Annotated in this window: 23 protein-coding genes and 1 tRNA gene; 10 read left to right on the forward strand and 14 right to left on the reverse strand. The window is 64.8% G+C overall.

Annotated elements, in window-relative coordinates:
- Positions 1-4: 4 nt before the first annotated feature.
- A complete protein-coding gene (ykgO, locus tag M9917_RS00335; protein WP_055726794.1) occupies positions 5-130 on the reverse strand; it encodes a type B 50S ribosomal protein L36 in 126 nt (41 codons plus the stop codon).
- A gap of 464 nt (positions 131-594) precedes the next feature.
- Here ykgO and M9917_RS00340 point away from each other — a divergent pair.
- The 6 genes from M9917_RS00340 to M9917_RS00365 all read left to right on the forward strand — a co-directional run bounded on the left by M9917_RS00340 (position 595) and on the right by M9917_RS00365 (position 6,028).
- Positions 595-671: transfer RNA gene (locus tag M9917_RS00340), tRNA-Arg, on the forward strand.
- A gap of 97 nt (positions 672-768) precedes the next feature.
- Positions 769-2,520, forward strand: coding sequence for a DUF6538 domain-containing protein (locus M9917_RS00345; RefSeq protein ID WP_297250214.1), 1,752 nt, complete (start codon positions 769-771; stop codon positions 2,518-2,520).
- A 50-nt stretch (positions 2,521-2,570) separates the two neighbouring features.
- A complete protein-coding gene (locus M9917_RS00350) occupies positions 2,571-2,735 on the forward strand; it encodes a hypothetical protein (RefSeq protein WP_297250216.1) in 165 nt (54 codons plus the stop codon).
- Between the two features lie 47 nt (positions 2,736-2,782).
- Positions 2,783-3,415 carry a hypothetical protein gene (locus M9917_RS00355; RefSeq protein WP_297250218.1) on the forward strand — a complete coding sequence of 211 codons (633 nt, stop codon included), beginning with the start codon at positions 2,783-2,785 and terminating at the stop codon, positions 3,413-3,415.
- 98 nt (positions 3,416-3,513) lie between these two features.
- Positions 3,514-3,927, forward strand: coding sequence for a hypothetical protein (locus tag M9917_RS00360; protein WP_297250220.1), 414 nt, complete (start codon positions 3,514-3,516; stop codon positions 3,925-3,927).
- A gap of 13 nt (positions 3,928-3,940) precedes the next feature.
- Positions 3,941-6,028, forward strand: coding sequence for an AAA family ATPase (locus M9917_RS00365; RefSeq protein WP_297250222.1), 2,088 nt, complete (start codon positions 3,941-3,943; stop codon positions 6,026-6,028).
- A gap of 241 nt (positions 6,029-6,269) precedes the next feature.
- Here the strand turns inward: M9917_RS00365 and M9917_RS00370 are convergent, their stop codons facing one another.
- Positions 6,270-6,578, reverse strand: coding sequence for a hypothetical protein (locus M9917_RS00370; RefSeq protein WP_297250224.1), 309 nt, complete (start codon positions 6,576-6,578; stop codon positions 6,270-6,272).
- A 15-nt stretch (positions 6,579-6,593) separates the two neighbouring features.
- Here M9917_RS00370 and M9917_RS00375 point away from each other — a divergent pair, with 15 nt between their 5' ends.
- Both M9917_RS00375 and M9917_RS00380 read left to right on the forward strand, forming a co-directional pair.
- A complete protein-coding gene (locus M9917_RS00375; RefSeq protein WP_297250226.1) occupies positions 6,594-7,550 on the forward strand; it encodes a DUF3987 domain-containing protein in 957 nt (318 codons plus the stop codon).
- A 7-nt stretch (positions 7,551-7,557) separates the two neighbouring features.
- Positions 7,558-7,749, forward strand: a complete 192-nt coding sequence (locus M9917_RS00380) for a hypothetical protein (protein WP_297250228.1) — start codon at positions 7,558-7,560, stop codon at positions 7,747-7,749.
- A 189-nt stretch (positions 7,750-7,938) separates the two neighbouring features.
- On the opposite strand, the gene M9917_RS00385 is transcribed toward M9917_RS00380, so the two are convergent.
- The 4 genes from M9917_RS00385 to M9917_RS00400 form a co-directional block, all read right to left on the reverse strand.
- On the reverse strand, positions 7,939-9,702 hold the full coding sequence (locus tag M9917_RS00385; RefSeq protein WP_297250230.1) for an acyl-CoA dehydrogenase: 1,764 nt from the start codon (positions 9,700-9,702) through the stop codon (positions 7,939-7,941).
- Positions 9,703-9,899: 197 nt separating this feature from the next.
- A complete protein-coding gene (istB, locus tag M9917_RS00390) occupies positions 9,900-10,763 on the reverse strand; it encodes an IS21-like element helper ATPase IstB (RefSeq protein WP_465246306.1) in 864 nt (287 codons plus the stop codon).
- Positions 10,760-12,259 carry an IS21 family transposase gene (istA, locus tag M9917_RS00395; RefSeq protein ID WP_297250232.1) on the reverse strand — a complete coding sequence of 500 codons (1,500 nt, stop codon included), beginning with the start codon at positions 12,257-12,259 and terminating at the stop codon, positions 10,760-10,762. Before istA ends, istB begins: the two co-directional genes overlap by 4 nt.
- A 176-nt stretch (positions 12,260-12,435) precedes the next feature.
- Positions 12,436-13,149, reverse strand: coding sequence for an FCD domain-containing protein (locus M9917_RS00400; RefSeq protein WP_297250234.1), 714 nt, complete (start codon positions 13,147-13,149; stop codon positions 12,436-12,438).
- 836 nt (positions 13,150-13,985) lie between these two features.
- On the opposite strand from M9917_RS00400, the gene M9917_RS00405 reads away from it, so the two are divergent.
- The gene (locus M9917_RS00405) at positions 13,986-14,762 is read left to right on the forward strand and encodes an IclR family transcriptional regulator (protein WP_297250236.1); all 777 of its coding nucleotides are present in this window, start codon (positions 13,986-13,988) and stop codon (positions 14,760-14,762) included.
- 1 nt (position 14,763) lies between these two features.
- The gene (locus tag M9917_RS00410; RefSeq protein WP_297250239.1) at positions 14,764-15,516 is read left to right on the forward strand and encodes an IclR family transcriptional regulator; all 753 of its coding nucleotides are present in this window, start codon (positions 14,764-14,766) and stop codon (positions 15,514-15,516) included.
- Here M9917_RS00410 and M9917_RS00415 read toward each other — a convergent pair.
- The 8 genes from M9917_RS00415 to M9917_RS00450 all read right to left on the reverse strand — a co-directional run bounded on the left by M9917_RS00415 (position 15,513) and on the right by M9917_RS00450 (position 23,035).
- Positions 15,513-15,926, reverse strand: coding sequence for a Zn-ribbon domain-containing OB-fold protein (locus M9917_RS00415; protein ID WP_297250241.1), 414 nt, complete (start codon positions 15,924-15,926; stop codon positions 15,513-15,515). The genes M9917_RS00410 and M9917_RS00415 overlap by 4 nt on opposite strands.
- Positions 15,927-15,930: 4 nt before the next feature.
- Entirely contained in the window at positions 15,931-17,088 is a 1,158-nt protein-coding gene (locus tag M9917_RS00420) for a thiolase family protein (RefSeq protein WP_297250243.1), read from the reverse strand.
- A gap of 51 nt (positions 17,089-17,139) precedes the next feature.
- On the reverse strand, positions 17,140-17,949 hold the full coding sequence (locus M9917_RS00425) for an enoyl-CoA hydratase/isomerase family protein (RefSeq protein WP_297250245.1): 810 nt from the start codon (positions 17,947-17,949) through the stop codon (positions 17,140-17,142).
- Entirely contained in the window at positions 17,946-18,812 is an 867-nt protein-coding gene (locus M9917_RS00430; RefSeq protein ID WP_297250247.1) for an ABC transporter permease, read from the reverse strand. The genes M9917_RS00425 and M9917_RS00430 overlap by 4 nt, the downstream gene beginning before the upstream one ends.
- Complete coding sequence (locus tag M9917_RS00435) at positions 18,805-19,656, reverse strand: ABC transporter permease (protein ID WP_297250249.1); 852 nt, start codon at positions 19,654-19,656, stop codon at positions 18,805-18,807. The genes M9917_RS00430 and M9917_RS00435 overlap by 8 nt, the downstream gene beginning before the upstream one ends.
- On the reverse strand, positions 19,646-20,716 hold the full coding sequence (locus tag M9917_RS00440) for an ABC transporter ATP-binding protein (RefSeq protein WP_297250251.1): 1,071 nt from the start codon (positions 20,714-20,716) through the stop codon (positions 19,646-19,648). The genes M9917_RS00435 and M9917_RS00440 overlap by 11 nt, the downstream gene beginning before the upstream one ends.
- A gap of 216 nt (positions 20,717-20,932) precedes the next feature.
- Complete coding sequence (locus M9917_RS00445) at positions 20,933-22,192, reverse strand: acetyl-CoA hydrolase/transferase family protein (RefSeq protein ID WP_297250253.1); 1,260 nt, start codon at positions 22,190-22,192, stop codon at positions 20,933-20,935.
- A gap of 33 nt (positions 22,193-22,225) precedes the next feature.
- Positions 22,226-23,035, reverse strand: coding sequence for an enoyl-CoA hydratase-related protein (locus M9917_RS00450; protein ID WP_297250255.1), 810 nt, complete (start codon positions 23,033-23,035; stop codon positions 22,226-22,228).
- Positions 23,036-23,046: the final 11 nt, after the last annotated feature.

Below are 23,046 nucleotides of genomic sequence, written 5' to 3' on the forward strand. Positions count from 1 at the left end.
AGGCTCAGCCCTGGCGCGCCTTGAAGCGCTTCTGGACCTTGTTGATGATGTAAATGCGGCCCTTGCGGCGCACGAGCTGGTTGTCGCGATGGCGCGCGCGCAGCGACTTCAGCGAATTGCGGATCTTCATCGTCTCAACTCCATCGGCACGCTCTTGCAAAGCGGACCGGTCAAAAACCTCCGGCCTGCGACGCGGACCCGACGATCCCCGCCGCCCCTGTCACGGTGCGACCGATGCGATGCCGGCTGTATACGGATTTTTGCGCGGATCGCAAGTGCGAACGCTCCCCCCGCCTTGCCGGCGCCCGGCTGGCACCGCATGGCCGCGATCGGCCCGATCGCAGCGCGGCCGATCGAGCCGGGGACCGAGCTTGCGCATCGCCCCTCCCCCTCTCCGCTGCGCACGGGGGGCCGGAGGCCGTTGAGACTGGAGCCGGCGGGGCGGCTGGCGGCCCGTCGATCGCGCGCGCCGCGCGAAACACCGCTCCGCCGGCGATTCGACGGCTTGTCGATTTTGAGGGTTGCCAAGACGAAACGGACGGGCTATTTCGGCCGTCATCAGGCCAGACGCGACGCGTCATGACGCTCTGAGACGCGCCCGTAGCTCAGCTGGATAGAGCATCAGACTACGAATCTGAGGGTCAGAGGTTCGAATCCTTTCGGGCGCGCCATTCACCCCTTCGGGGTGACCCATCCCCTTGAATTTCAACGTCGACAAGCCCTTCGGCCGGGTTGCACCCCGTCCGAATGCATAACATCGTGCATAACATGGCTGACGACGACGTGCCCGTTGCGAACCATCTCACTACGCGGAGCGGTGTGTGCCAGTACGTGCGCCGCGTGCCCGAGGACCTGCTCGGCACGTTTGCGTTCGCGCGCGTCCAGCTGTCTCTGAAGACGCGCGATCAGCGCATTGCCCGCGAGAAGGCGCTCGCGCTGGACCTGGAATGGGACCGCCGCTTCGCCGAGGCCCGTCAGCGGCGCGGGCTGGCCAGCGCCGCTGACCAGTTGCCGTCCACCGACACGTCCGGCTGGAGCTGGGAGGATTGGGACGCGCTCGCCCGCTGGTTCGGTGCGAGTCTGCTGGAGGACGACTGGCGCGAGCGCCTCCGGCAGGTCAGGGGAGCCGCCTTCGCGGCGGTGCCCGACATCTCCGACCTGCCGCGGCGGAGCAATGTCGACGTGAAGGAGCATTTCACACGGGAACGACGCCTGCGTACGATGACGATCGCCGACTATGCGGCAGAGCGATCAGGCTTCGTCCAGGCTTATGTCCGCCGGCTCGGCGTCTCGCTGTCCAGGACCTCGCAGCATCACGACCGCTTCATGGCCCCGTGCCTCGAAGCCGAGCTGTCCTATCTCGATGTCTTCCGCCAGCGGGAGAGCCGCCGGGGCGGCATCGGCACCGCCCATCCCGATACGATCGCCGGCCCGTGGCGTAAGGCGGTTCCGGCACAGGCTGGGTTGCCCGCACTCCATGTCGGTCCCGGCGCTCCGGGCGCTTCGATCACGGTGGGCAAGACCCTCGCCGATTGCGCGACCAAATGGCAGGAGAACCGACGCCTCGCGAAGAAGCAGGTCAGGCCGGAATATCTGCGGGAGATGAAGCACACCATCTCCGACTTCACCGCGCATGCCAAAGTCAAGGATATCGGCGAGATCAGGCGCAAGCACGTGCTCGCCTACCGCGATCATCTCGGCTCGGCGCACGACTATGCGATCCAGACCATCAACAAGAAGGTCGGTTTCATCTCCTCGCTGATGGCGACGGCCTTGAACGCGGGATGGGTCGAGACGCCGCTCGGCAAGGAGATCTATCTGGAAATCCCCGAGGACGAGGATCGTCGCGAGCCCTACAGCGACGCCGAGCTCAAGCGCATCTTCGCTCACCCGATCTTCACGCAGAGCAAGCGGTTCACGAAGGTCAAGGCCTGCGCGGAACTGCAGTTCTGGCTGCCGCTGATCGCCTGCCTGCACGGGATGATCAGTTCCGAGATCATCCAGCTTGGCCCCGACAGCATCATGCCTCACCCCGATGCTCCGGATGTCCTCTGCTTCGTGGTGACCAATGCGGGAGACCGCCGCGTCAAGACCCTGGCCCGCCGCCGCTGGGTTCCGATCCGGCGCGAACTTCTCGACCTCGGCCTGCGCGATCTCGTCGAGGCGGCCCGTACCGGTGGGCAGACGTTCCTGTGGTCGGCGATGGTGACGCACGACAATGACGTCACGCGCGTATCGGGATACTTCTCGTCATTCTGGGCCGACTTTTCCCGCAAGGATCTGGAGATCGCAAGCGAGGGTACGACGCTCTACTCGTTCCGGCATGCCTTCCAGGACCAGCTCAGCCGTGCCGGTCACGCCGACGAGGTCAAGAAGGCGCTGATGGGGCATGCGGAAGGCGGGATGACGAAGCGCTACGGAACGAAGCGCAAGCCGCGCGTCGTCAACATCGGCGAGCTCGACGAAGCCGTGCAGGGGATCGACTGGGCTTTCTTATCCACGGTCAGCCACACAGCCTAGCAGTTATCGCTCGTTGAGCGCATGGCATCGCCCTGCTTCAGGACGAGCGGATGTGGAGGCCAATCCCCTTGCCGTTCTCGAACATGATCGCCAGCGTCGAGCGGACGGCCGCGGGTGCCTTGCAGGCGGATTTCGTCGCCGATCCGCTGCTCGGGCCGGGCCTCAGCGTTTGTAACTCGTATCTCTCCTCCGTCGTCAAGCGGCATGGCGCCTGATCGACGCGGCGATCTGCGAGGCGCTGGAGCGCAGCGGCGAGTATCTCGTGCTGCGCCAGGTCGAGATGCCGATCACGGATGCCGCCGAGGCGCTGGTGGCGACCAACACGCCCGAAGCTCTCGCCGGCCTGACGGCGACGGCGCATGGGCCGTATCGGCGGGTCGCGTTCTTCGATCTGATCGCGATCCACCTGAAGACCGGTGCGGCGAAGATCATCGAGATCAAGCGCGGCGGTGGCATCACCGAGGTCCGCAAGCGGCGCCTGATCGAACGCGACCTGCGCTGCGCCAGGTTGCAGCTGCCGTCCTTCCTGCGGCCGCGCTTCGATTGCGAGCCGCGCAGCTACGAGAGCTGGCTGCTCGACTATTACGGGCGCAGCGGCTTCAGCGACGGCCTGACGGTCACGCGCGAGGGCATCTATGTGCTCTTCGGCGTGCCGGTCCGCGATCTCGTCGATACGGTCACCAACCGCCTTCGGGCCGAGGTCCTGCGCGAGGTTCCCCGCCTCCTCACCGTCGCCCAGAATATGCTGGGCGCGGCGAATGACGGCAGCCTGGAGGCGCACCCCTTCGCCAACCCGGTTAAGCCGAAGCCCGCCCGTCGGCCGGCCGTGAACGACAACGCCACCATGGCGCGGGCGAAGGCGCGGTCCGGGACCCAGCGGCCGACGATCCAGTAGCCGACACGGGAGCGGTGCAGGTCACCGCTCCCGTCCCAACGCCATTCCTGCACACCCGCCGTGCGAACCTCGGTCCGCGCGCATGGAGCCGCTTTGCCATGACCGACCGTCCCGCCGATCCGCCGAGCCCGATCCTGAAGCCCCATGCGCCCGCGCTGTTGCGGCTGTGGACGGCCGCCGCCCTGCCGCTGCACACCGATGTCGCGGCCCGTCTGCGGAGCCTGCTGACGCATGTCGCGATCCTCGGCATGCCGGGCCTCCCCGAGGCTCTCCAGGGCGATGCGGCGATGGCATCCCGGCTCGCGCTCGACCTGATGCATGATGACGACGACACGCGGCGCGATCTGGCGATGACGGCCCTGCTCCTGCGTGCCGACGGGAACGGGGCCTGCCGTCTCATCCTCGATCATGCGCGCGCCCATGAGCGCCGGCGTCGGGTTGAGTGGCATCGTCGGCCCGACCGCTCCGCCGGGCGGTTGACGAATGCCCGGCCTGCCTCCGCTCAGATCTGACCAGGCTATCGCCATGACGTCCGACGATATCCCGCCGAACTCCGAACCCACCGATCCGCGTCGCGCGGGCATCCTCGCCTCTCTCGCGCAGCCTCGTCGCGCGGCTGATGATCAGGAGACCCCGGTCGAGGCCGGGGCTGACGACGAAACGGTCTGGCGCCTCGAAGCCGATCGTCCCGAAGCGGCGGATGAAGGGCTCGACCAGAACGACAGCAGCCGCAGCTCGGGCAGCCCGGCGAACGGCGTGGCGGCCGGCCGCGCCGTGCAGTCCGCCTACAATCCCGTCGAGCTCATCGTCGAGCTGGCCTTTGACGAGCAGGCCCGCGCTGATCGGCTGGACCTGCGCAAGATGCCGTCCGGCAGGACGCTGGTGATAGTCGTTCGGGTTCCGACCGAAGCCTGGGAGCAGCCACTCGCCAGGCTGATTGAGAGCATCGATGGGCATCTCGCAATCCATACCGGCAGGAATGAGGTCAAGGCCCGGGACGGCGTGGGCCGGGACATCATCCGGGATCTGCAGGCAGGGCGCACCATCATCGGCATCGCCGCCGATCCCGATCAGCGCCTGCCGGCTCTCCTGCGCGGCGCGGCCGATCTCCGGATGACCATCAAGAGCCCGACGCCCGTCCTGATGCGCAAGGCCATCCGGCGCTGGACCGGTCGCTCGGCGCCGGCGATCTCGGGAGCCGATATCGCGGGGCTCGATCTGCACGAGCTCGGTCTCGCCCTTCGCCGCGGCAGCTCGGCACACGTCTGCGTCGAACGGCTGAAGCGCGCATCGGCGGCGACCACCGTGACCAGCTCCACCGACGAGACCCCGCCGCTTGCGGAACTGACCGGCTATGGCGAGGCCAGGGCTTGGGCGCTCGATCTCGTCGAGGATGTGCGCCGCATGCGTTCCGGCCTGATCTCGCCGAGCCAGCTGGAAAGCGCGATCTTCTACGGGCCGCCCGGCACCGGCAAGACCACCCTGGCCCGTGCGGTGGCAAAGGCCGCGGGATTGCCGATCGTGACGACCAGCATCGCGGACTGGTTCAAGGCGGGGCCCGGTTACCTCGACAGCGTCATCAAGGCGGCGTCCGCCGTCTTCGACCGGGCGCTCGCCTGTGCCCCCTCGGTGCTATTCATCGACGAGCTCGATGCGCTGCCCGACCGGGCGAAGATCTCGCAGAGGGGAGCGGATTGGTGGCTGCCGGTCATCACCAGCGTGCTGCTCCGGATCGATCAGGTCCGTGCCGACAAGAGCGGCGTGGTTCTTCTCGGCGCGACCAATCATGTCGACCGTGTCGATGCCGCGATCCGGCGTCCTGGCCGCTTCGACCGGTCGTTCCTGATCCCGCCGCCCGATGCGGAGGGCTTCGCCGGCATCCTGCGCCTCCATCTCGGTGCCAATCTGCCCGACATCGATCTGCTACCGCTGGCCCGTCAGGTTCCGGGCTCGACCGGAGCGGATGCCGTGCAATGGATCAAGCAGGCCCGTCGCAAGGCACTCACTGCGGGTCGAGCGATCACCCTGGGGGATCTGCGCGCCGTCATGATGCCGCGGGACACGCGCTCGCCGCGTGAGCTGGGACTGGTCGCCCTGCACGAAGCCGGCCATGCCGTCGTGGCGCGGAGCCTGGGACTCGAGGTTCGCTCGGTCACGATCCAGGCGCGCGGGAATGCCGATGGCTGGGCGGAGCTGGTCATCGACCGGGCGCCGGATCGCGACCGTCTCGACAATCAGATCGTGGCGATCCTGGCCGGTCGCGCTGCCGATATCGTTCTGGGCGACGGCCCGAACGCCGGTGCCGTCAGCGATCTGGAGAAGGCCACCGAATGGGTCGCTGCCGCTCACGTCGCCTTCGGCCTGCGCGGCCGGCTCACGCATCGCGGTGGTGCCATCGATGCCGTACGCTTGCTGGCCACCGACAGGGCTCTCGCGACCGCCGTGGAAGCTGACCTGCACCGTCTTCAGGATGAGGCCATCATGCTCGTGCAGCGTCACAAGCGCGAGATCGTCGCCCTAGCCACTCTCCTCGTAGAGCGTCGCATCCTCGACGCCAGCGAAATCGATGCGGCGATGAAGGAAGACCTCGAGGACGCGGGTCCCGATCCGTAGCTCGTGGCAAAGATGCTCGACGAAGCTGGCTGGGTGGCCATCGCGCCTTCCATATCGAGCGCGTGATGGTGGCCCGGCATGGGAACCTGTTCTGGATAACAACTACCCGACTGAAAATATTCTGATTTTTCCTACATTGTATGGCTAGACATCGGCGCGGGCGCTGCCGATCTTCTGCGGCGAGAGCCGGCTCTCACGACCTCGGTGCACCTCAAGAGGCGTGGGACCAATGACGAATTTTCTACATGATCCGCAAGCCGCGGATATCGCGGCGGAAGAAAACAGTCCGCTCGATCCCGGCTGGCGTCAGCACCCGCCGGAGGTCGAGAGCGCGTCGTCGCACACGGCGCCGCCGGGAGCGAAACCCAGGCAGGCCAGGGCGCTTGTCACGGTCGGCGCCGAGGCGAGCGCCTTCGACGATGGGGCGGCTGACGGCTTCGCCGAGCTGGACGAAGCGGTCGTCGAAGGCATCGTCGGTCGGCCCGTGCGGCCGCCATTGATCTTCCCCGTGGCAATCGAGAATTGCCTCGACGATGTTGCGCGCGTCCACTCGCTTCCGCGAATCTTGGCGACCAGTGCGCTCCTCGTCATTGCCGGTGCCGCCATCGGCACGCGGGTGCGGGCGAGGGCCGGCGCCGTCTGGTCGGAACCCCCCACTCTCTGGGCCTGCGTCGTGACGCCGGCCGGCTGGCGCCGCATGGCGGTTGCGGCCAGCTTGTCGAAGCCCCTGCTGACGATCGAGGAGGGCGAACTGGCGAGGTGGCAGGAGGCCCTCGGCAAGCTCGCCCAGGAAAAGGTGATTCACGATGCCGCGTTGAAGAACCATGCCGCCCTGGCGAAACGTGCCGAAACTGAAGGCAGGCCCGAGCCGCCATCGCCGATGTGGTCGGGTGGGCAGAGCGCTCCTGTGATGCCCCGGATTACGGTGAACGAGACGGCCCCGCCTGCGATTGTCGAGGCTGCGGTCGCCGGGCGGGGCCTGTTCTACATGGCGGAAGAGGGCGGCAAGCTCTTGCGGGCAGCCCGACCCGGCGAGCCGCTCGGCGAACTCGTCCTCGCCGGCCATGACGGCAATGCTTTCAATGTGCCCTCGGCGATGCATGCCGATATCCGGCGGATCGAGGGGTTCGGGTTGTCGCTTCTGATCGGGACCGTTCCGGCGGCGCTCGCGGACCTCAAGGTCGAGCGCAACGATGCGCTCTTCGCGCGGATGATGTGGATTGTTCCGACCCGCAAGCCCGCTTTCGCCATCGCGCGCCATGCCGCAGACCAGACGGTGATCGAGAGCATCCTCTCCGTTCTGCGGAACTGGGGGGACACGGAACACGAACTCGTCCTCGCCATGCAGGCGGTCGAGGTTCTGGAGCAGGCCGTGCGGCGTTGGGAACAGGAAGCTGCCCGGCTCGGCGGTGGCCCGGCTTCGGCCTGGATGGAACGTGCCGGCACGCGGGCGATGAGGGTTGCACTCGTCATCGAGATGCTGCGGGCGGCCACGACTGTCGAGCCGCGCCGGCCCGGATGATCACCGCGTGCACGCGATGAGGAGCCTATTTGAGTTTTTGGCATTCTGGCATTTCGCCCTACCTGCATCTGCCAAGTTACCGGAAATCCCGCGTCTTCACCTTGATCTCATCGAGATGGAGTTATGGGTCGCCAAGCTCGCCAAGCGCCGCGCCATCGGCAAGGCCGCGTTCGCCAAGAGCGGACGCCAGGTCAACTGATCAGGCCGGATGCGCCCGTGGCCCTCGCCGGATGGATACCGCCTGGCTCGTTTTGTCCTCGTTCTTCGTGCCGGAGCACACGGAAGATCGCGAAGGCTCCTATTACGACGATCCGATCATCGTAGCCCCGACACAACGCGTGCGCGGCCACCTATCCCGCAGCCCTCAGCGTATGCGTACTAAATGGCGTCAGTTATCGGCCTTCAGCCATGCGGCGGGCAGCTCAAGGATCGCAGCCGTGCCATTCAGCGCCACGTCGCGGCAGGCCCTGGCCTGCGGGAACACATGGGTGGCGTAGATCCGTGCCAGCAGCAGCTTGGCGCGAAGGAAATTGCTCTCCTGACCAGCAGCGATCCGAGTTTCGGCCGCACGCGCAGCGTCGGCCATCGCCCAGCCCCCCGTGCAGAGACCAAAAAGCTCCAGCACAGCGCTGCCCGCAGCAAGCGCTGTCTTTGGCTCTTGCCGTAACAGCCAAGCTACAGTCTCATCTATCAGGTCGGCAGCTTCGGCCGCCATTGCTGCCATATCGGCATCGCCGTCATTTGCCGCGGAGCGAATATCCCCAATCAGTTCGCCTGCGGCCCGGCCGCCATCACGAAGAATCTTGCGCCCGACCAGGTCCAGGGCTTGGATGCCGGTCGTGCCTTCATAGATAGTGGTGATACGGGCATCGCGGAAATGCTGGGCCGCGCCGGTTTCCTCGACATAACCCATGCCACCATACACCTGAACGCCGAGCGAAGTAGTGCCCACAGCCATTTCCGTGGACCAGCCCTTGACCACTGGAATCAGCAGATCGACCCGCCGCTGATGCACCGCGCGGGTTTCACCTTCCTCGGCGCGTTTGGCGAAGTCCAGCGAGCGGGCGGCGCGATAGGCCACGATGCGTGCCGCATCAGTCCGCGCCCGCATCACAGCCAGCATGCGCCGCACGTCGGGATGGCCAAGAATGGTGTCACCATTCGAGGCATCGGCAGGCTTGCCCTGCTTGCGTTCTGCGGCGTACCGGATGGCATGTTGGGTCGCATGTTCGGCCACGCCGATGCCTTGCATGCCCACATTCAGCCGGGCATTGTTCATCATCGCGAACATGTACTCGAGCCCGCGATTGGGCTCGCCAACCAGATAGCCCATCGCGCCACCCTCGTCGCCGAAGGACAGAGTGCAAGTCGGGCTGGCATGGATCCCTAGCTTGTGTTCGATCGAGACGCAGCGGACATCATTACGCGCGCCAAGCGAGCCGTCCGCATTGACCAGGATTTTCGGCACCACGAACAACGATATGCCCTTTACACCGGCCGGCGCATCCGGCAGCCGCGCCAGAACCAGATGAATGATATTCTCGGCAAGGTCATGCTCGCCGTAGGTAATAAAGGTCTTCTGGCCTGAAATCCGGTAGTGATCGCCCTCGGGTACCGCCTTGCTGCGCACCGCCGCCAGATCGGACCCGGCCTGCGGCTCGGTCAAGTTCATGGTGCCGGCCCATAAGCCGCTGACCAACTTTGGGAGATAAGCATGTTTGAGGACATTCGAGGCATAGGCCTCAATCGCCTCGATTGCACCCTGGGTTAGCATTGGGCACAGCTGGAAGGACATGTTGGCGCCCTGGAACATCTCTTGGACGGCTGCATTGACCAGTTGCGGCAAACCCATGCCACCATATTCGGGATTGGCAGCGGGGCTGTTCCAGCCTGCCTCGACCAGCATCCGGTACGCGGGTTTCCAGTCTGCCGGAGTCGTGACCAAGCCGTCCACAAAACCCAGACCAGACCGATCGCCCGCATGGTTCATCGGGGCCAAAACCTGGGAGGCATATTTGCTGGCCTCCTTAATGATCGCGCGCACCATGTCAGGTGTCGCATCCTCGAGGCCAGGAAGGCTGGCAACCTGATCGAGATCACACAGATCCTCAAGGACGAAGATCATGTTCTGCAGAGGCGCGGTATAAGTCATTCGTTGATGGCTCCTCAGATATCGGTGGCTGCCGCAAGGGCATTGTATCCATCCCCTTCCTGGCGCTTCCCAGGTGTCAACGGCGGTCGGATTCCAGGCCAGCGTGGCGGAGTAAAAGCAGGCCACTGGCGTTGAGGGTGGCGGATATGGCAGGGGCCCCGATCGGGGCCCCTGCCATATCGCGCTGTCGGGATTGATCAGGGGATGATCTCGCCGGTTTCTGGATCGGCTTCGTTGGCGGTGGTCTGTTTTTGCCCCGCCGCGGCGGAGGCGCGCCGGCGGCCGGCCGATTGTTTGAGGCGGTAGCTGTCGCCGTTCATGGCGAGGATGCTGACGTGGTGGGTCAGGCGATCGAGCAGCGCGCCGGTGAGGCGCTCCGATCCCAGGACGGACGTCCAGTCCTCGAAGGGCAGGTTCGAGGTGACGATGGTTGAGCCGCGCTCGTAGCGTTGCGAGAAGATCTCGAACAGGAGCTCGGCGCCGGTCGGCGACAGCGGCACATAGCCGAGCTCGTCGACGATCAGCAGCTTGACCGCCTGCAACTCGCGCTGGAGCCTGAGCAGGCGCTTCTCGTCGCGGGCTTCGAGGAGCTGGTTGACCAGCGAAGCCGCCGTCGTGAAGGCGACGGAGAAGCCCTTCTGGCAAGCGGCCAGCCCGAGCGCGAGGGCGACATGGGTCTTGCCGGTGCCGCTGTTGCCGAGCGCGATGATGTTCTCCCGGCGCAGGATGTAGCCGCAGCGCGCCAGCTCCAGCACGAGCATCTTGTTCAGGCTCGGGATCGCCGTGAAGTCGAAGGTGTCGAAGCTCTTCACCGCTGGGAAGCGCGCCGCCCGGATCCGCCGCTCGACCGTGCGCCGCTCCCGGTCGATCAGTTCGAGCTCGACCAACCGTAGCAGGTAGCGGGGATGATCGACGCCGTCGCGGGAGCATTCCCGTGCCACCTTGTCGTACTCGCGCAGGACGGTTGGCAGCTTCAGTTGCTTGAGGTGGTGCGCCAGCAGGACCTGCGGCGTTCCAGCGGTCGTGCCCGCCGGCATCGTCTCTTTCCCCGAGCCCGTCATGCCGCGGCTCCCGGCAGGAGCACGGCGTAATCGGCCGCCGAGGTCGTCTTCACCGTAGTCCTCGGCAGATACGGATAGGCCGCCAGATCCAGACGGGCCGGGCGCCGTTCCAGCCGCGCCAGCGCGATCAGCTTCACCGCATCGAAGCCGATCGCGCCCAGCCGGATCGCCTCGCCGACGGCGAAGCTCACGACCTCGCGCGGCAAGGCCTCCAGCAGCCGCAGCACCTGGATGAACTCGCGCTTGCCGCGATTGCCCATGCGCGCTTCCAGGAGATGGCGCAGGTGCTGGAAGGCCTCGGGCAGGTCCCAGCCCTGCAAGGCCGCGGCCTGGTCGAGGGCGTTCGGCTTCTCCTCGATTAGCGCCAGATAGTGCAGCGGATCGGAGACGAACACGCCCGTCCCGTAATTGCGGGGATGGCGGGCAATCTCCTCGCCCCGGCACAGGATCACGACCTCCTCGACGAAGCCCTTCACCACCACGTCCTGGAAGCCATAGGCCGTCGGGACCGAGTAGTCGTTCGACCGATATCGGACCAGCGCCGTCGACGAGACCCGCGCACCACGCTTCTCGCACGGCTCCAGCGGCACTGCCGGCAAAGGGCGCAAGACCCCGAGATCGGCAACAAGCCGCTCTCCGATCGTCTGGGCATGCCGGCCGGCCCGCTCGTCCTGTCGCCGGCGGCAGCGCTCGGCCAACATCGCGTTCAGTTCGGCGAAGCTCGCCGCCAAAGGGATCGGCGTCATGAAGTTCGAGCGGGCATACTTCACCAGCCCCTCGACCTTGCCCTTGTCATTGCCCTTGCCCGGGCGCCCGAACCGATCCCGGAACAGATAGTGGCTCACCAGCTCCGTGAAGGCCCGCGTCCGCTCGCGCCGGCCATCGCCGCAGATCTTCGCCACCGCAATGCGGGTGTTGTCATAGAGGATCGACAGCGGCACACCGCCGAAGAAGCCAAAAGCCGAGACGTGACCGTCCAGGAACGCTTCCGTCGTCTCGCGCGGATACGCCTTCACGAAGCAGGCATCCGACTGTGGCAGGTCCAGGCAGAAGAAGTGGATCTTCTGCCGCACGCCGCCGATCACCGCCAGCGCCTCGCCAAAATCCACCTGGGCGTGACCGGGCGGATGGGCCAGCGGAACGAAGGTCTCGCGGCCCCGCGCCCGGCAGAGCCGCACATGGTCCTTCACCACCGTGTAGCCGCCGGCAAAGCCGTGCTCGTCCCGCAGCCGCTCGAAGATCCGCTTCGCCGTATGGCGCTGCTTCACCGGAGACGCCCGGTCTCCGTCCAGGATCGCCTCAATCACCGGCAGCAGCGGACCGAGCTTCGGCTTCTCGACCGGCTTCGTGCGCGTGTAGCCCGGAGGGATCGAGAACCGGCACATCTTGGCGATCGTTTCGCGGCTCAGCCCGAACACGCGAGCCGCTTCCCGTCGGCTCTGCTTCTGATTGAAAACGAAATCGCGAACCGCCGCGTAGACCTCCACAGCGAACATCCCCGCCGACCCCGAAAGGGATCAGCCTATCCAGTGGACGACTTTTACGCCGCCCGCGCCCGCACAAACGCAGGCGCTTCACTGGATGGTTTTCTCACCGCCCTGCACACCCTCATGATGAGTGCCGCTACCGTCGCATCAAATTTTTCGAATGTCCACCGATATTCGAAAATTCATCAATTTGGGTCGTCGAGCGCGAACAGGGTCGCATCGGAATCGAGAACGATCTGAGTCGATCGGCTGATGTGCCGGCCAATCAGATAGACACCTGCGGGCGCATCGCGTGCCAGGGCCGCTTCCATGATTTCCCGGTGCTCGGCCAGGACGTCGCGCTCATATCGCGTGAACTGGATGCATAGGTTGCTATAGCGCGCCCATTGATCAGCCAGCGTCTCACGGAACTGCAATAACCAATCCGATCCGCACGCGGATGCCAGCGTAAAGTGAAACGCCTTATGGCGACGCCCCCATTCCAGGTCGAGCGAACCATTATTGTTGTTTGTTGATATCGAGGAAAGTTGATGAAACGAAGCCAACACAGCGCTTTCCCAAGCTATGTCTCCTCGCTCTATGCTTAACTTCAGAGCCATTGATTCGAGTTCTTTGCGCATGAAGCTGATATCCATCAGCTTCATGCGCGATACAGGTGCAACCCGGAACCCGCGATGATCCTCCGAGATCACGAGACCTTCGCTTACGAGGCGGAACAATGCTTCACGAAGCGGGCTCAAGCCAACATCGTAGCGCGCTCTGAGCTCCTCGAAACGCAATCGCAGGCCTGGCTTCAGCATTCCGCTTACAATATCCGCGCGCAGCCGCTCGCGAACGTCACTGGCGAGGGTCCGTGTTTGAATTTCCTCTTGCTGCAGCTTGGTCGGGAAGATGGTCATGCGCGATTTCGCCTCGATTGTCGATTTTCGAAAATGTGATTAAATGCCGCAGGCACTCTGGCGTCAACAATGAATTCGTTCTCGGTCATCGCCGAGCCGCAGACCAATCCAGGGGGCTAGGAGTTCTTCCGGCACGGCAAGGCTTGAGCTAACAGGTTCCTAACGCAGCTCGCACCACCGAAGCTCATTGGCCGTTCGCCGAATCCAGCCTTGCTCCGCCGATCCAGAAAATCCGGCATGGTCCTATTCATCGGGATCCGTAGGCTCGGGAAAGCTTCTGAGCCAACAGGTGCCCGATGCCATCCCAGACCGAGAAACCGGCCATGCCGCTCATAGCCGCGATCCCCGTGCCGAGTGTGACCAGCATCTTCGCCGTGCTCGCCGCGACTAACCCGGCCTTCCGCCCCTGGCGGCGCTCCTGCAGTCCGCCGAGACCGGCGGCTGAAACCGCGCAGCGGCCACGCCGGTGCAGCCCCCACGAAGTCGCGGCCGGTTCGCGGTTCTGACCGGAAATGGCGGTGGAGGTAATCCGGCCTCCGGCGGGCGGCTGCGGTGCAGGAGAATCACAACGAACAGGCTGCCACAGGGAGACGAATCCGTCCGGAATCACGGACTTACACCGAAATCGATCGCTAAAGGTCGCCAGTCAGGCCCGGCAGGCGCCCATCCCCGCTCCCGCGCCCCGGCCCTGCCGCCCGCCAAAATCGCCATGTTCCTGCGAGCGTTCAGCTAGCCGCCAGACCAACAATCCAGTAACAAACAAACTGGACCACTCAGCGAGGGTGCTTCATCATCGACCAACTTCAGAAGCAGTCTAACGATGGGACTAGGCATAAATGGACAGCCCAAAGGGTGCCATCTCAAGATCTTTAGCAATCCTAAAATGTCTGGTTGACGAGAAGATCGGGGTAAGAATTCAAACGCTCTCGAGCAAAACCGGCTTGAACATCAGCACGGCTCATCGCATTCTTCAAACATTGACCGCCGAGCGAATGGTCGCCTACGACCCCGACACCCGGTGCTACTCGGTCGGGACCGAATTTGTTCGACTGGCGGCGGGTGCTCTCGGAGAAGGATCCCTCGTCTCCCGCATTGGAGAAATCGCCAAAGTCGCGGCCCTGGAGCTCGGGGAGACATGCGCATTCTATAAATACGAGCCTGATACGCAAAGCATGATGGTTACGGTCGTTCGACATGGACCGAATCCACTTGGGTACGGCTACAATGTCGGCGAACAGGCCCCGATTTATGCCGGCGCGAGCGGCAAGGCCATTCTCGCGTATCTTCCCGCTGACGTGATAGAGACGGTTCTCGCAGGACCTCTGGTCCCTCTAACCGAAGCGACCATCGTCGACCCGGCCAAGCTTCGGCAGGAACTGGACAATATAAGACGTGCCGGGTACGCTATTTCAAGAGCTGAGCGCGCGCCCCATGGTACCGGCCTTGCCGTCCCCGTCATCACGAAAGCGGATAAGGTGGTCGGCTCCCTTGGCCTGACGATTCCCTTCTTTCGCTTCCGAGAGGACCGAATGGGTCCTTGGGCCGACGACCTGCGGGAGAGCGCAAAGGAGATCGCTGTGATCTTCGATGTTTTCAGCCACGAGGCCGATTGACGTGAAAACTACAAAGGATGCGGCCGGAACTGTTTCACGGGTTGCGACCATACTCAGTACATTGGCTGAAGCGGCACAGCCGCTCGGCGTAAAGCAAATATCGCTGGCCGCAGAACTGCCGATGAGCACGACGCATCGGCTATTGGATCTCCTGTCGGAAAGCGGCTTTGTTCAACGCATCGCGAAAATTCACAAATATAGTCTCGGGCCGGACTTCCTGCGGATCGCCGCGACGACCACCTACAAGAATCCGCTGCACCGCATCGTGCAGCCAACCTTGAACGATCTCACCGAGCGGACGGACGAAACATCAGCTTTCGCATTATACCATCAATCGCGGCATGATATCAGTTATCACGCGAAGGCCGACAGTCGCCAGCCCCTACGCTTCAGGTTGCCCCTCAACCAAAGAGAACATCTGCAAAGCAACGCCTTTGGCCATGCGGTATTGGCCTCACTGTCCGACGCCGCGCGCGACAGCGCAGCCTCCGCCGGTCTCGTCCTTCCCAAGGCCACTGACGGCGGCTTGCTCGACATGGTCCTGCAGCGTATCCGGGACGAAGGATACGCCGTCTCCAAGGAGAACGAGCCGTCCGGGGTCGCCTATATTGCGGCGCCCGTCAGGGCCATCGACGACAGCCCCCTCGGGGCCATCGGATTGGTCATTCCGGTCGTGCGATTCGAGCGCTCCAAAGTCGAGGCTTACGGGGCGCTCGTCTTCGAGGCGGCGAAGAAGATCGGAAATCTCCTTTAATCGAGCAGCCTGAACCGCGGCAGCGTCACGCCGTCATCCATCTCAACCGGCTGCAAGGCGACACGCCGGCCGATGACAGAGCCGGGCGGAGGCTCCTCGACCAGGTTGCTGATCATCGTCGGGCCTTCGTCGAGCCGCACCGCGACGACATTGTAAGGGCTGGAATATTCCGGCAGATACGAGCGGTGGAAGACGATCCAGGACAGGATCTCGCCATGGCCCGAGACCGGCTTCCAGTCGTAATCCGGCGACAGGCAGCTCTGGCAGACCGGCCCCGGCGGATAGCGCCAGGTGCTGCAATGGCGGCAACATTGCAGCGACAGGCGCCCGTCCTGCTTCAGCCGCTTCCAGAACGGTTCGTCATAAAGCCCGAGGACACGAGCCGGGGTGGCCGAATTCTGCAGCATCATCGTTCTAGGCTCCGTAAATGATGGAGACGGCCTTGCCGGCGACGTCGGAGCAGTAATGGACACGCCGGCAATCCGGCACCTGCCGGTCGCCGCATTCGCCTCGCACCTGCCGGACGCACTCGATCTGGTGGTTCCAGCCCTGCATGTAGCTCTCGGAGAGATGCCCGCCGCCGGTATTGGTCGGCAATGCGCCCGCCAGGCCGATGCCGGATTCGCGCATGAACTTGCCGGACTCGCCGATGCCGCAATAGCCGTAGCCCTCCAGTGCGAGCGGCACATGCACCGAGAAGCTGTCATAGACCTGCAGCACGTCGATGTCCTTTCGATCGAGGCCGCTGGCGCCGAAGATCTGTTCCGCGACGGCCTGCTGGGCCGGGCGGTAGAACTCCGTGAGGCGGGGTTCGAGCGACGTCGCCCCCTGGTTGAGATCGTAGCGGCCGACGGCCTCGACGAAGACGGGCCGCCCCGAAAGCCGCCTGGCCAGGTTGGCTTCGGCGAGGATCAGCGCGACGCCGCCATCATTGATCAGGCAGTAGTCGAATAGGCGCAGCGGCTCGACGATATAGGGCGCCGCCATATAGTCCTCGATCGAGATCGTCTTGCGCATGATGGCGTTCGGATTGCGGGACGATCCCTCCCGCTGCGCGACCGCGACATGGCCGAGGTCGCGCTCGGTGACGCCGTAGAGCTCGCAGAAACGGCGGAACATCAGGGCATAGAGCGCCCCCTGCGAGGTCATGCCCCAGGGCGCGTGATAGACGTAAGACAGGAACATGTCGCCGCCCATCGCCTGCGGCCCGCCATATTGCGTGCCGACCGAACGCTGGTCGTTGCCGTAGACCAGCGCCACCACGTCGGCCAGACCGCTTTCGATCGCCGTCACCGCCTGGATGACCGACAACACCGCGTCCGCCTGATCACCCCAGCGCACATTGAGGTTCAGCACCTCCGCCATGCGCTCATAGGCCGTGGTCGGGCCGACGATCAGCCCGTTGATCCGGCTCCGGTCGATGCCGGCATCCGCCAGGGCATTGCGGAACGCGCTGGCGCCATAGCCGTAGTTGTCGTCGGGGCGCTCGCCCGCGCGCACGCGGGCCCAGTCGCCCACCCAATCGCTATGGCCCACGCCGATGACGGCGGCAACACGGCTCAATCGATTCACGTGCATGTCTCCTCTTGTTCCAGCGCTCCGGTCGGGATCGCAGCCATGCTGTCACCTGCCTTGAAAGGATGGGTCGCGCCGCTCGAAGAAGGCGGCGATGCCTTCCCGCCGATCGGCACTTCCGTAAGCGAGGGCGCCGGCCGTTTCCTCGAGCGCGAGCCCGGTCTCGAGATCGCTTTCGACGCCGCGATAGACGGCCCGCTTGATCAGCGCGAGCGAGAGCGGTGCCCGCTGCGCCAGCGTCTCGGACAGCTTCAGCGCCTGCGGGAGCGCCTGGCCTTCCGCGACCAGCTCGCTGACGAGCCCGATGCGGTAAGCCTCGGCGGCGTCGATCGGCGTCGCGGTGAACAGAATGTGCAGGGCGTTCGACACGCCAACGATGCGCGGCAGCCTTTGCGTGCCCCCCGCCCCCGGCACGGTGCCGATCTTCGAGCTGGTGATGCCGAAGGAAGCTCCCGCGCCCGCGATGCGGATGTCGCAGGCGAGCGCCAGCTCGCAGCCGCCGGTTATGCAGAAGCCCTCGATCGCCGCGATCACGGGCTTCGAGGAGCTTTCCAGCGCGGCATTCATCCGCTTCCAGTGCTTCACGACCTGCATCAGGTCGGTCGGGGTCTCGATCCTGGCAGCCTCATGGAGATCGCCTCCGGCCGAGAAGAACGCCGCCCCGCCGGTGATGACGATCGTGCGGATGCCTGCATCCGTCTCGACCCGCTCGGCGAGCTCGGCCAATTCATCCATCATGCGGATGCTGATGGCATTCCGCCGCTCGGGCCGGTTGAGCATAACCACGAGGGCCGGCCCCCGACGCTCGGCCTTGATCGTCTCGAAAGCGTGGATCTGAGCGTCTCCGACCTGCGTCATCGCGTTTCCTCCGCGCCGAAGACGCGCTCGATGCCCAGCGATCCGAAGATCGCGATCAATGCCAGCGCGGCGATGCCGACCGTGATGCTGGAAGCGGCGGCGATGACCGGTTCGTAGCTGTATTCCACGCTGCGGTAGATCGTGACCGGCAGCGTCTGTACCTTGGTGCCGGTCGTGAACAGCGAGATGGTCACCTCGTCGAAGGACATGATGAAGGCGAAGGTCGCGCCGGCGACGATGCCCGAATAGGCCGACGGCAGGACGACGCGGGTGACCGCGACGATCTCCGAGGCGCCCAGATTTCGGGCTGCCCGGTAGAGGTCCCAGTCGAAGCCGTCGAGGCTCACTCCGACGAGCCGGATGGCATAGGGCACGGCGACGAGCATATGCCCCAGCAGCACGCCACCGACCGTGTCGAGCATGCCGAGCGAGGCGAAGAACTGCAGCATCGCCGCGCCCAGTACGATCACTGGCACCATCAGCGGAGACATGAAGAAGGTGGTCAGCACCTCGCGCCCGCGAAATTGGCTCATCGACAGGCCGCAGGCGGCGAGGAAGCCGACGATGATCGACAGCACCGCGCAGGCCGTGGCAAGGCCGAGGCTGACAAGCAAGGTATAGGACAGGGTCTCGTCCTGAATGGCCGCCACGAACCACTTGAAGGAAAACCCGACCGGCGGAAACCGGATAAAGTTGGTCGATGTGAAGGAGGAGGCGATCACGGTCAGCATCGGCGCGACCATGAAGACGAGGACCAGATAGGAGAAGCCGATCAGGCCAGCCCGCACGGCGAGCATGCCCGCCGGCCGGCGATTGCGGCGGCCCGCCGGAGAAGCCGTCATGGCATGAGAAATCTCAGGCATTCTTGCTCCTCAAGGTCGAAGACGCCAGGAACACGACCGCCGCTACGCTGACGACGAGGAAGATCGAAAGCACCGACCCTTGCCCGAAATTGTGCAGGACGGAGAACTGCTCCCAGATCGAATAGGACATGACCCTGACCTTGGACGCTCCGAGGATCGCCGGCGTCACGAAGGCACCGGCGCTCAGGGCAAAGACCGCGACGGCGCCCGAGAGCACGCCCGGCAGGCTCAAAGGAAAGATCACCCGGGTATAGACCCTGACCGGGCTGGCGCCATGGATACGCGCGGCATTGAGGACGGCGGGGTCCAGGTTGCGTAGCGATGCCGCGATCGGCAGCACCATCATCGCGAGGAAGAGGTGGACGAGCCCGATCACCACGGCGGTCTCGGTTCCGATGATGCGCGTCATCGGACTCAGGCCGAGCCAGGGCAGCGCCGACTGGATAGGCCCGCCCTGTCCCAGCAGAATGAGCCAGCCATAGGTTCGCACGATCGCGCTGACGAACAGCGGCGCCAGCAGGCCGGTATAGATGATCGTCCTGTGCCGACCCTGGAACAGGACCAGGCAGACGGCCACCGGATAGCCGATCAGGATGCAGACGAGCACGGCCGCCAGGCTCAGATAGCCCGTCTTGGCTATCACGCTCCAATAGAACGGGTCGGAAAACACGGCCTGGTAATATTCGGCGGACCAACCCTCGGTCGCACCGAGAAGCGGATCGAAGTGCCGTGCGCTGTTGCTGAGCATCATGCCCATCGGCACGATGAAGGCAAAGACGAGGAAGATGGCGATCGGCAAAAGCAGGATCAACCTGAAGAGACGCTCCCGCGTGCTATTGTTCATGGATCACGACCGCACTGTTGGGAGCGAAGCTGAGAACGACGGACTGGTCCTGTTCGCGGATCGCGATACCGTCGTTATTATGCGCTTCGACGCGCAGGATGCCGGCGGCGGAGGAGACGACATAGGTCGTGGCCGATCCGACGAAGGACACGCTCTTGATCGTCCCGACGATGGCGTTCTCGGCGTTGCGGTCGTCCGTGATGCGGAGACGCTCGGGCCGGAGTGCGAGGGTTCCGGCGCTGCCGACGGGGATCCTCGCGTCCGCCGCCATGGCCCGCAGGACTGTGCCGCCCCAGGCGAACTCGACCCGGTCTCCGGATTGCGACACCACCTTGCCCGGCAGCAGGTTCGCGTCGCCGAGGAAGGAGGCGACGAACTTGTTGCGCGGGTGCTCGTAGACTTCCTTCGGTGTGCCGATCTGCTCGATGGCGCCGCGCCGCATGAGCACGATGCTGTCCGACATGGAGAGCGCTTCGGCCTGGTCATGCGTCACGAAGACGGTGGTGATGCCGAGCGTCTTCTGGATGCGGCGCACATCGCTGCGAAGCTGGGCCCGGAGGCTGGCGTCCAGCGCCGAGAACGGCTCATCGAGGAGAAGGACGGCCGGCTCGATGACCACCGCGCGCGCCAGCGCGACGCGCTGGGCCTGGCCGCCGGAGAGCTGGCGGCGATAGCGGTCCTCGAAGCTGCTCAATTCGACCATCTCGAGAGCCGCCTCGACCTTGCGCCGGATCTCGGCCTTGGGAATTCGGCGCATGCTGAGGCCGAAGGCGACGTTCTCGAAGACGGTCATGTGCGGGAACAGGGCGAAGTTCTGGAAGACCATTCCCAGATTTCGCTTATGAGACGGCGTGGTCTGAATTGCCTGGTTATCGATAAAGATCTCGCCGTCATCCGGATCGATGAAGCCGGCGATCATGTTCAGCGTGGTGGTCTTGCCGCAACCGGAAGGGCCGAGCAGCGTAATCAGATCGCCGTCCTGTGCCACGAACGAAACCTTGTCGACCGCGGGAACGCGGCCAAAGCTCTTCGTCACTCCGCGAATTTCGACGCGGGCCATGCTCAGGCCTCTCGCGATACGAAGGCGCTTCGGGGCCGGCCCTGCGCCCGGATATGGCAGGGAGCAATCCGCACGATAAAGCGCCTGCTGGATCTGAAATTCATCGGCCTTCCCTCCTCATGTCAGTTTTTTGCTTTGCCGCCGCTCCCGGCGGCGCCTTCCCTTCCGTGTCCCTCGTCAGTCGGATCCCGGCGCCTCCTTCGACCCCGCCCATGATCAGCACAGCTTCATCGCCGCCGCGGAGAGGTCCTTGCGGAACTCAGGCGCGGCGATGGCGATCATCGCCGCCGCGCGCTCGTCGAGCGAGCGCCCGCGAAGCTCGGCGATGCCGTATTCCGTGACGATGATGTCGGCATCGGCGCGCGGCGTAGTGACGGCTCCGTCAGCGAGGCGGGCGACGATGCGCGACGTGGTGCCCCGCCTCGCCGTCGCGGGCAGGGCTATGATCGATCGGCCTTCCCGCGAGCGCATCGCGGCACGCATGAAATCGCCCTGGCCGCCGATCGTCCCGATATGCCGCCCCATGGCGGTTTCCGCATTGATCTGCCCGGTCAGATCCACTTCCAGGGCAGAATTGATCGCGACGATGCGGCTGAGCTGCGACAATACGACGGGATCATGCGTGTAGAGCGGCGAGCGTACCCGCAGCGACATATTCCGGTCGGCGTAGCGATTGAGACGATGCGAGCCGAGCAGGCCCATGGTCACGGTCAATCCCGGATCGATCTCCTTGCGGCTGTTGTCAATGGCGCCGGCCTCGATCAGGTCGAGAACGCCGTCGCCGATGACGCCGGCATGGACGCCGAGCCGACGCTTGGCGCGCAAGGCCCGCGCGACGGCATTCGGCACGGCGCCGATGCCGAGCTGGATCACCGAGCCATCCGCCACGAGCTTCGCGATATGCTCGCCGATCACGCTGTCGAGGGAGGTCGGTTCGCTCTGCGGCGGCTCGATGATCGGCGTGTCCTCCTCGACCAGAACGTCGAAAGCGGAGCCCTCGACGAGCGTATCGCCGAAGGTCCAGGGTACGTTGCGGTTGACCTGGCCGATCACCACCCGCGCCTTCTCGATCGCCGTCTGCATGTGCTGGACGCCCAGGCCGAGATTGTATCGGCCCTGGTCGTCGGGCCCGCTGACCTGGACGAGGGCCACCTCGACGCGGATGTTTCCCGCCGCGATCAGCTGGCAGAGATTGGAAACGTTGCAGGCTATGACGCCGCCGGCACTCGCCGGATAGAAGCGCTTGTTGGTGCCGGCCCCGCCGAACGACTTGAACGTCACGTTCGGATGCTCCGGCCGCAGATCCTCGGCGAAGCTGAGGCTGAGCAGCGTCGAGAAGTGCGGGCAATCGCCCGCCTGTGCATCGAGACGCGAGATCAAAGCCACCGGCTCGGCGGTCGAGCCGAGCCAGGTCACCGCATCACCGGAGCGCATCCAATCGGCGAAACGCAGATCCTCGATCGAAATCGTGCTCATACCGGCATCACCCGTGCCTTGTAGTAAGGGATTTCAGTTCTTGGCGTGGGTGAAGTCCGGCTTGCGCTTCTCGCGAAACGCAGCGCCCGCTTCCTTCGCTTCCGCAGAATAGCGGTAGAGCGCGGTCGCGTGGAAACCCAGGGCCGAGACGCCGCGCAGATGCTCGCTGTCGGCATTGAAGGAAGCCTTGGCAATTCCGATCGCGGTCGGGCTCATATTGGCGATCTCCTCGCACCATGTGTCGACTTCGGCATCGAGCTGATCGTCGGGCACGACGCGATTGATCAATCCCATCGCCAGGGCCTCGGCCGCCGGATAGCGCCGGCAGAGGAACCACATCTCGCGGGCTTTCTTCTCGCCGACGACGCGGGAGAGCAGCGCCGTGCCGAAGCCTGGATCGACCGAACCCATCTTCGGGCCGACCTGGCCGAAGATCGCGTTCTCGCTGGCGATGGCGAGGTCGCAGAGCGTGACGAGGACGTTGCCGCCGCCGATCGCATAGCCCCGGACCTTGGCGATGACCGGCTTCGGCACCGAGCGGATCGCGGCGTGCAGCTCCTCGCCAGGAACGCCGGTGATGCCGCGCCCGGTGCTTTTGGAACGCGTGTCGCCAGTGTCGCCCCCCACGCTGAAGGCACGGCTGCCCGCCCCCGTCAGCACGATGACGCCGATGTCGCGGTTCCAGCCGGCGCGCTGGATCGCCTCGGTCAGCTCCTCATAGGTGCCGCCGGCGAATGTCGCGTTGGAGCTGCGGAAGGAATTCATCCGGTCCGGGCGGTTGATCGTGATGGTCGCGACGCGGCCTTCCTCGCGGTAGAGGACGTCCTCGAAATCATGGCTCATGGCGGGTCTCC

Source organism: Bosea sp. (in: a-proteobacteria) (assembly GCF_023953965.1).
GTDB lineage: Bacteria > Pseudomonadota > Alphaproteobacteria > Rhizobiales > Beijerinckiaceae > Allobosea.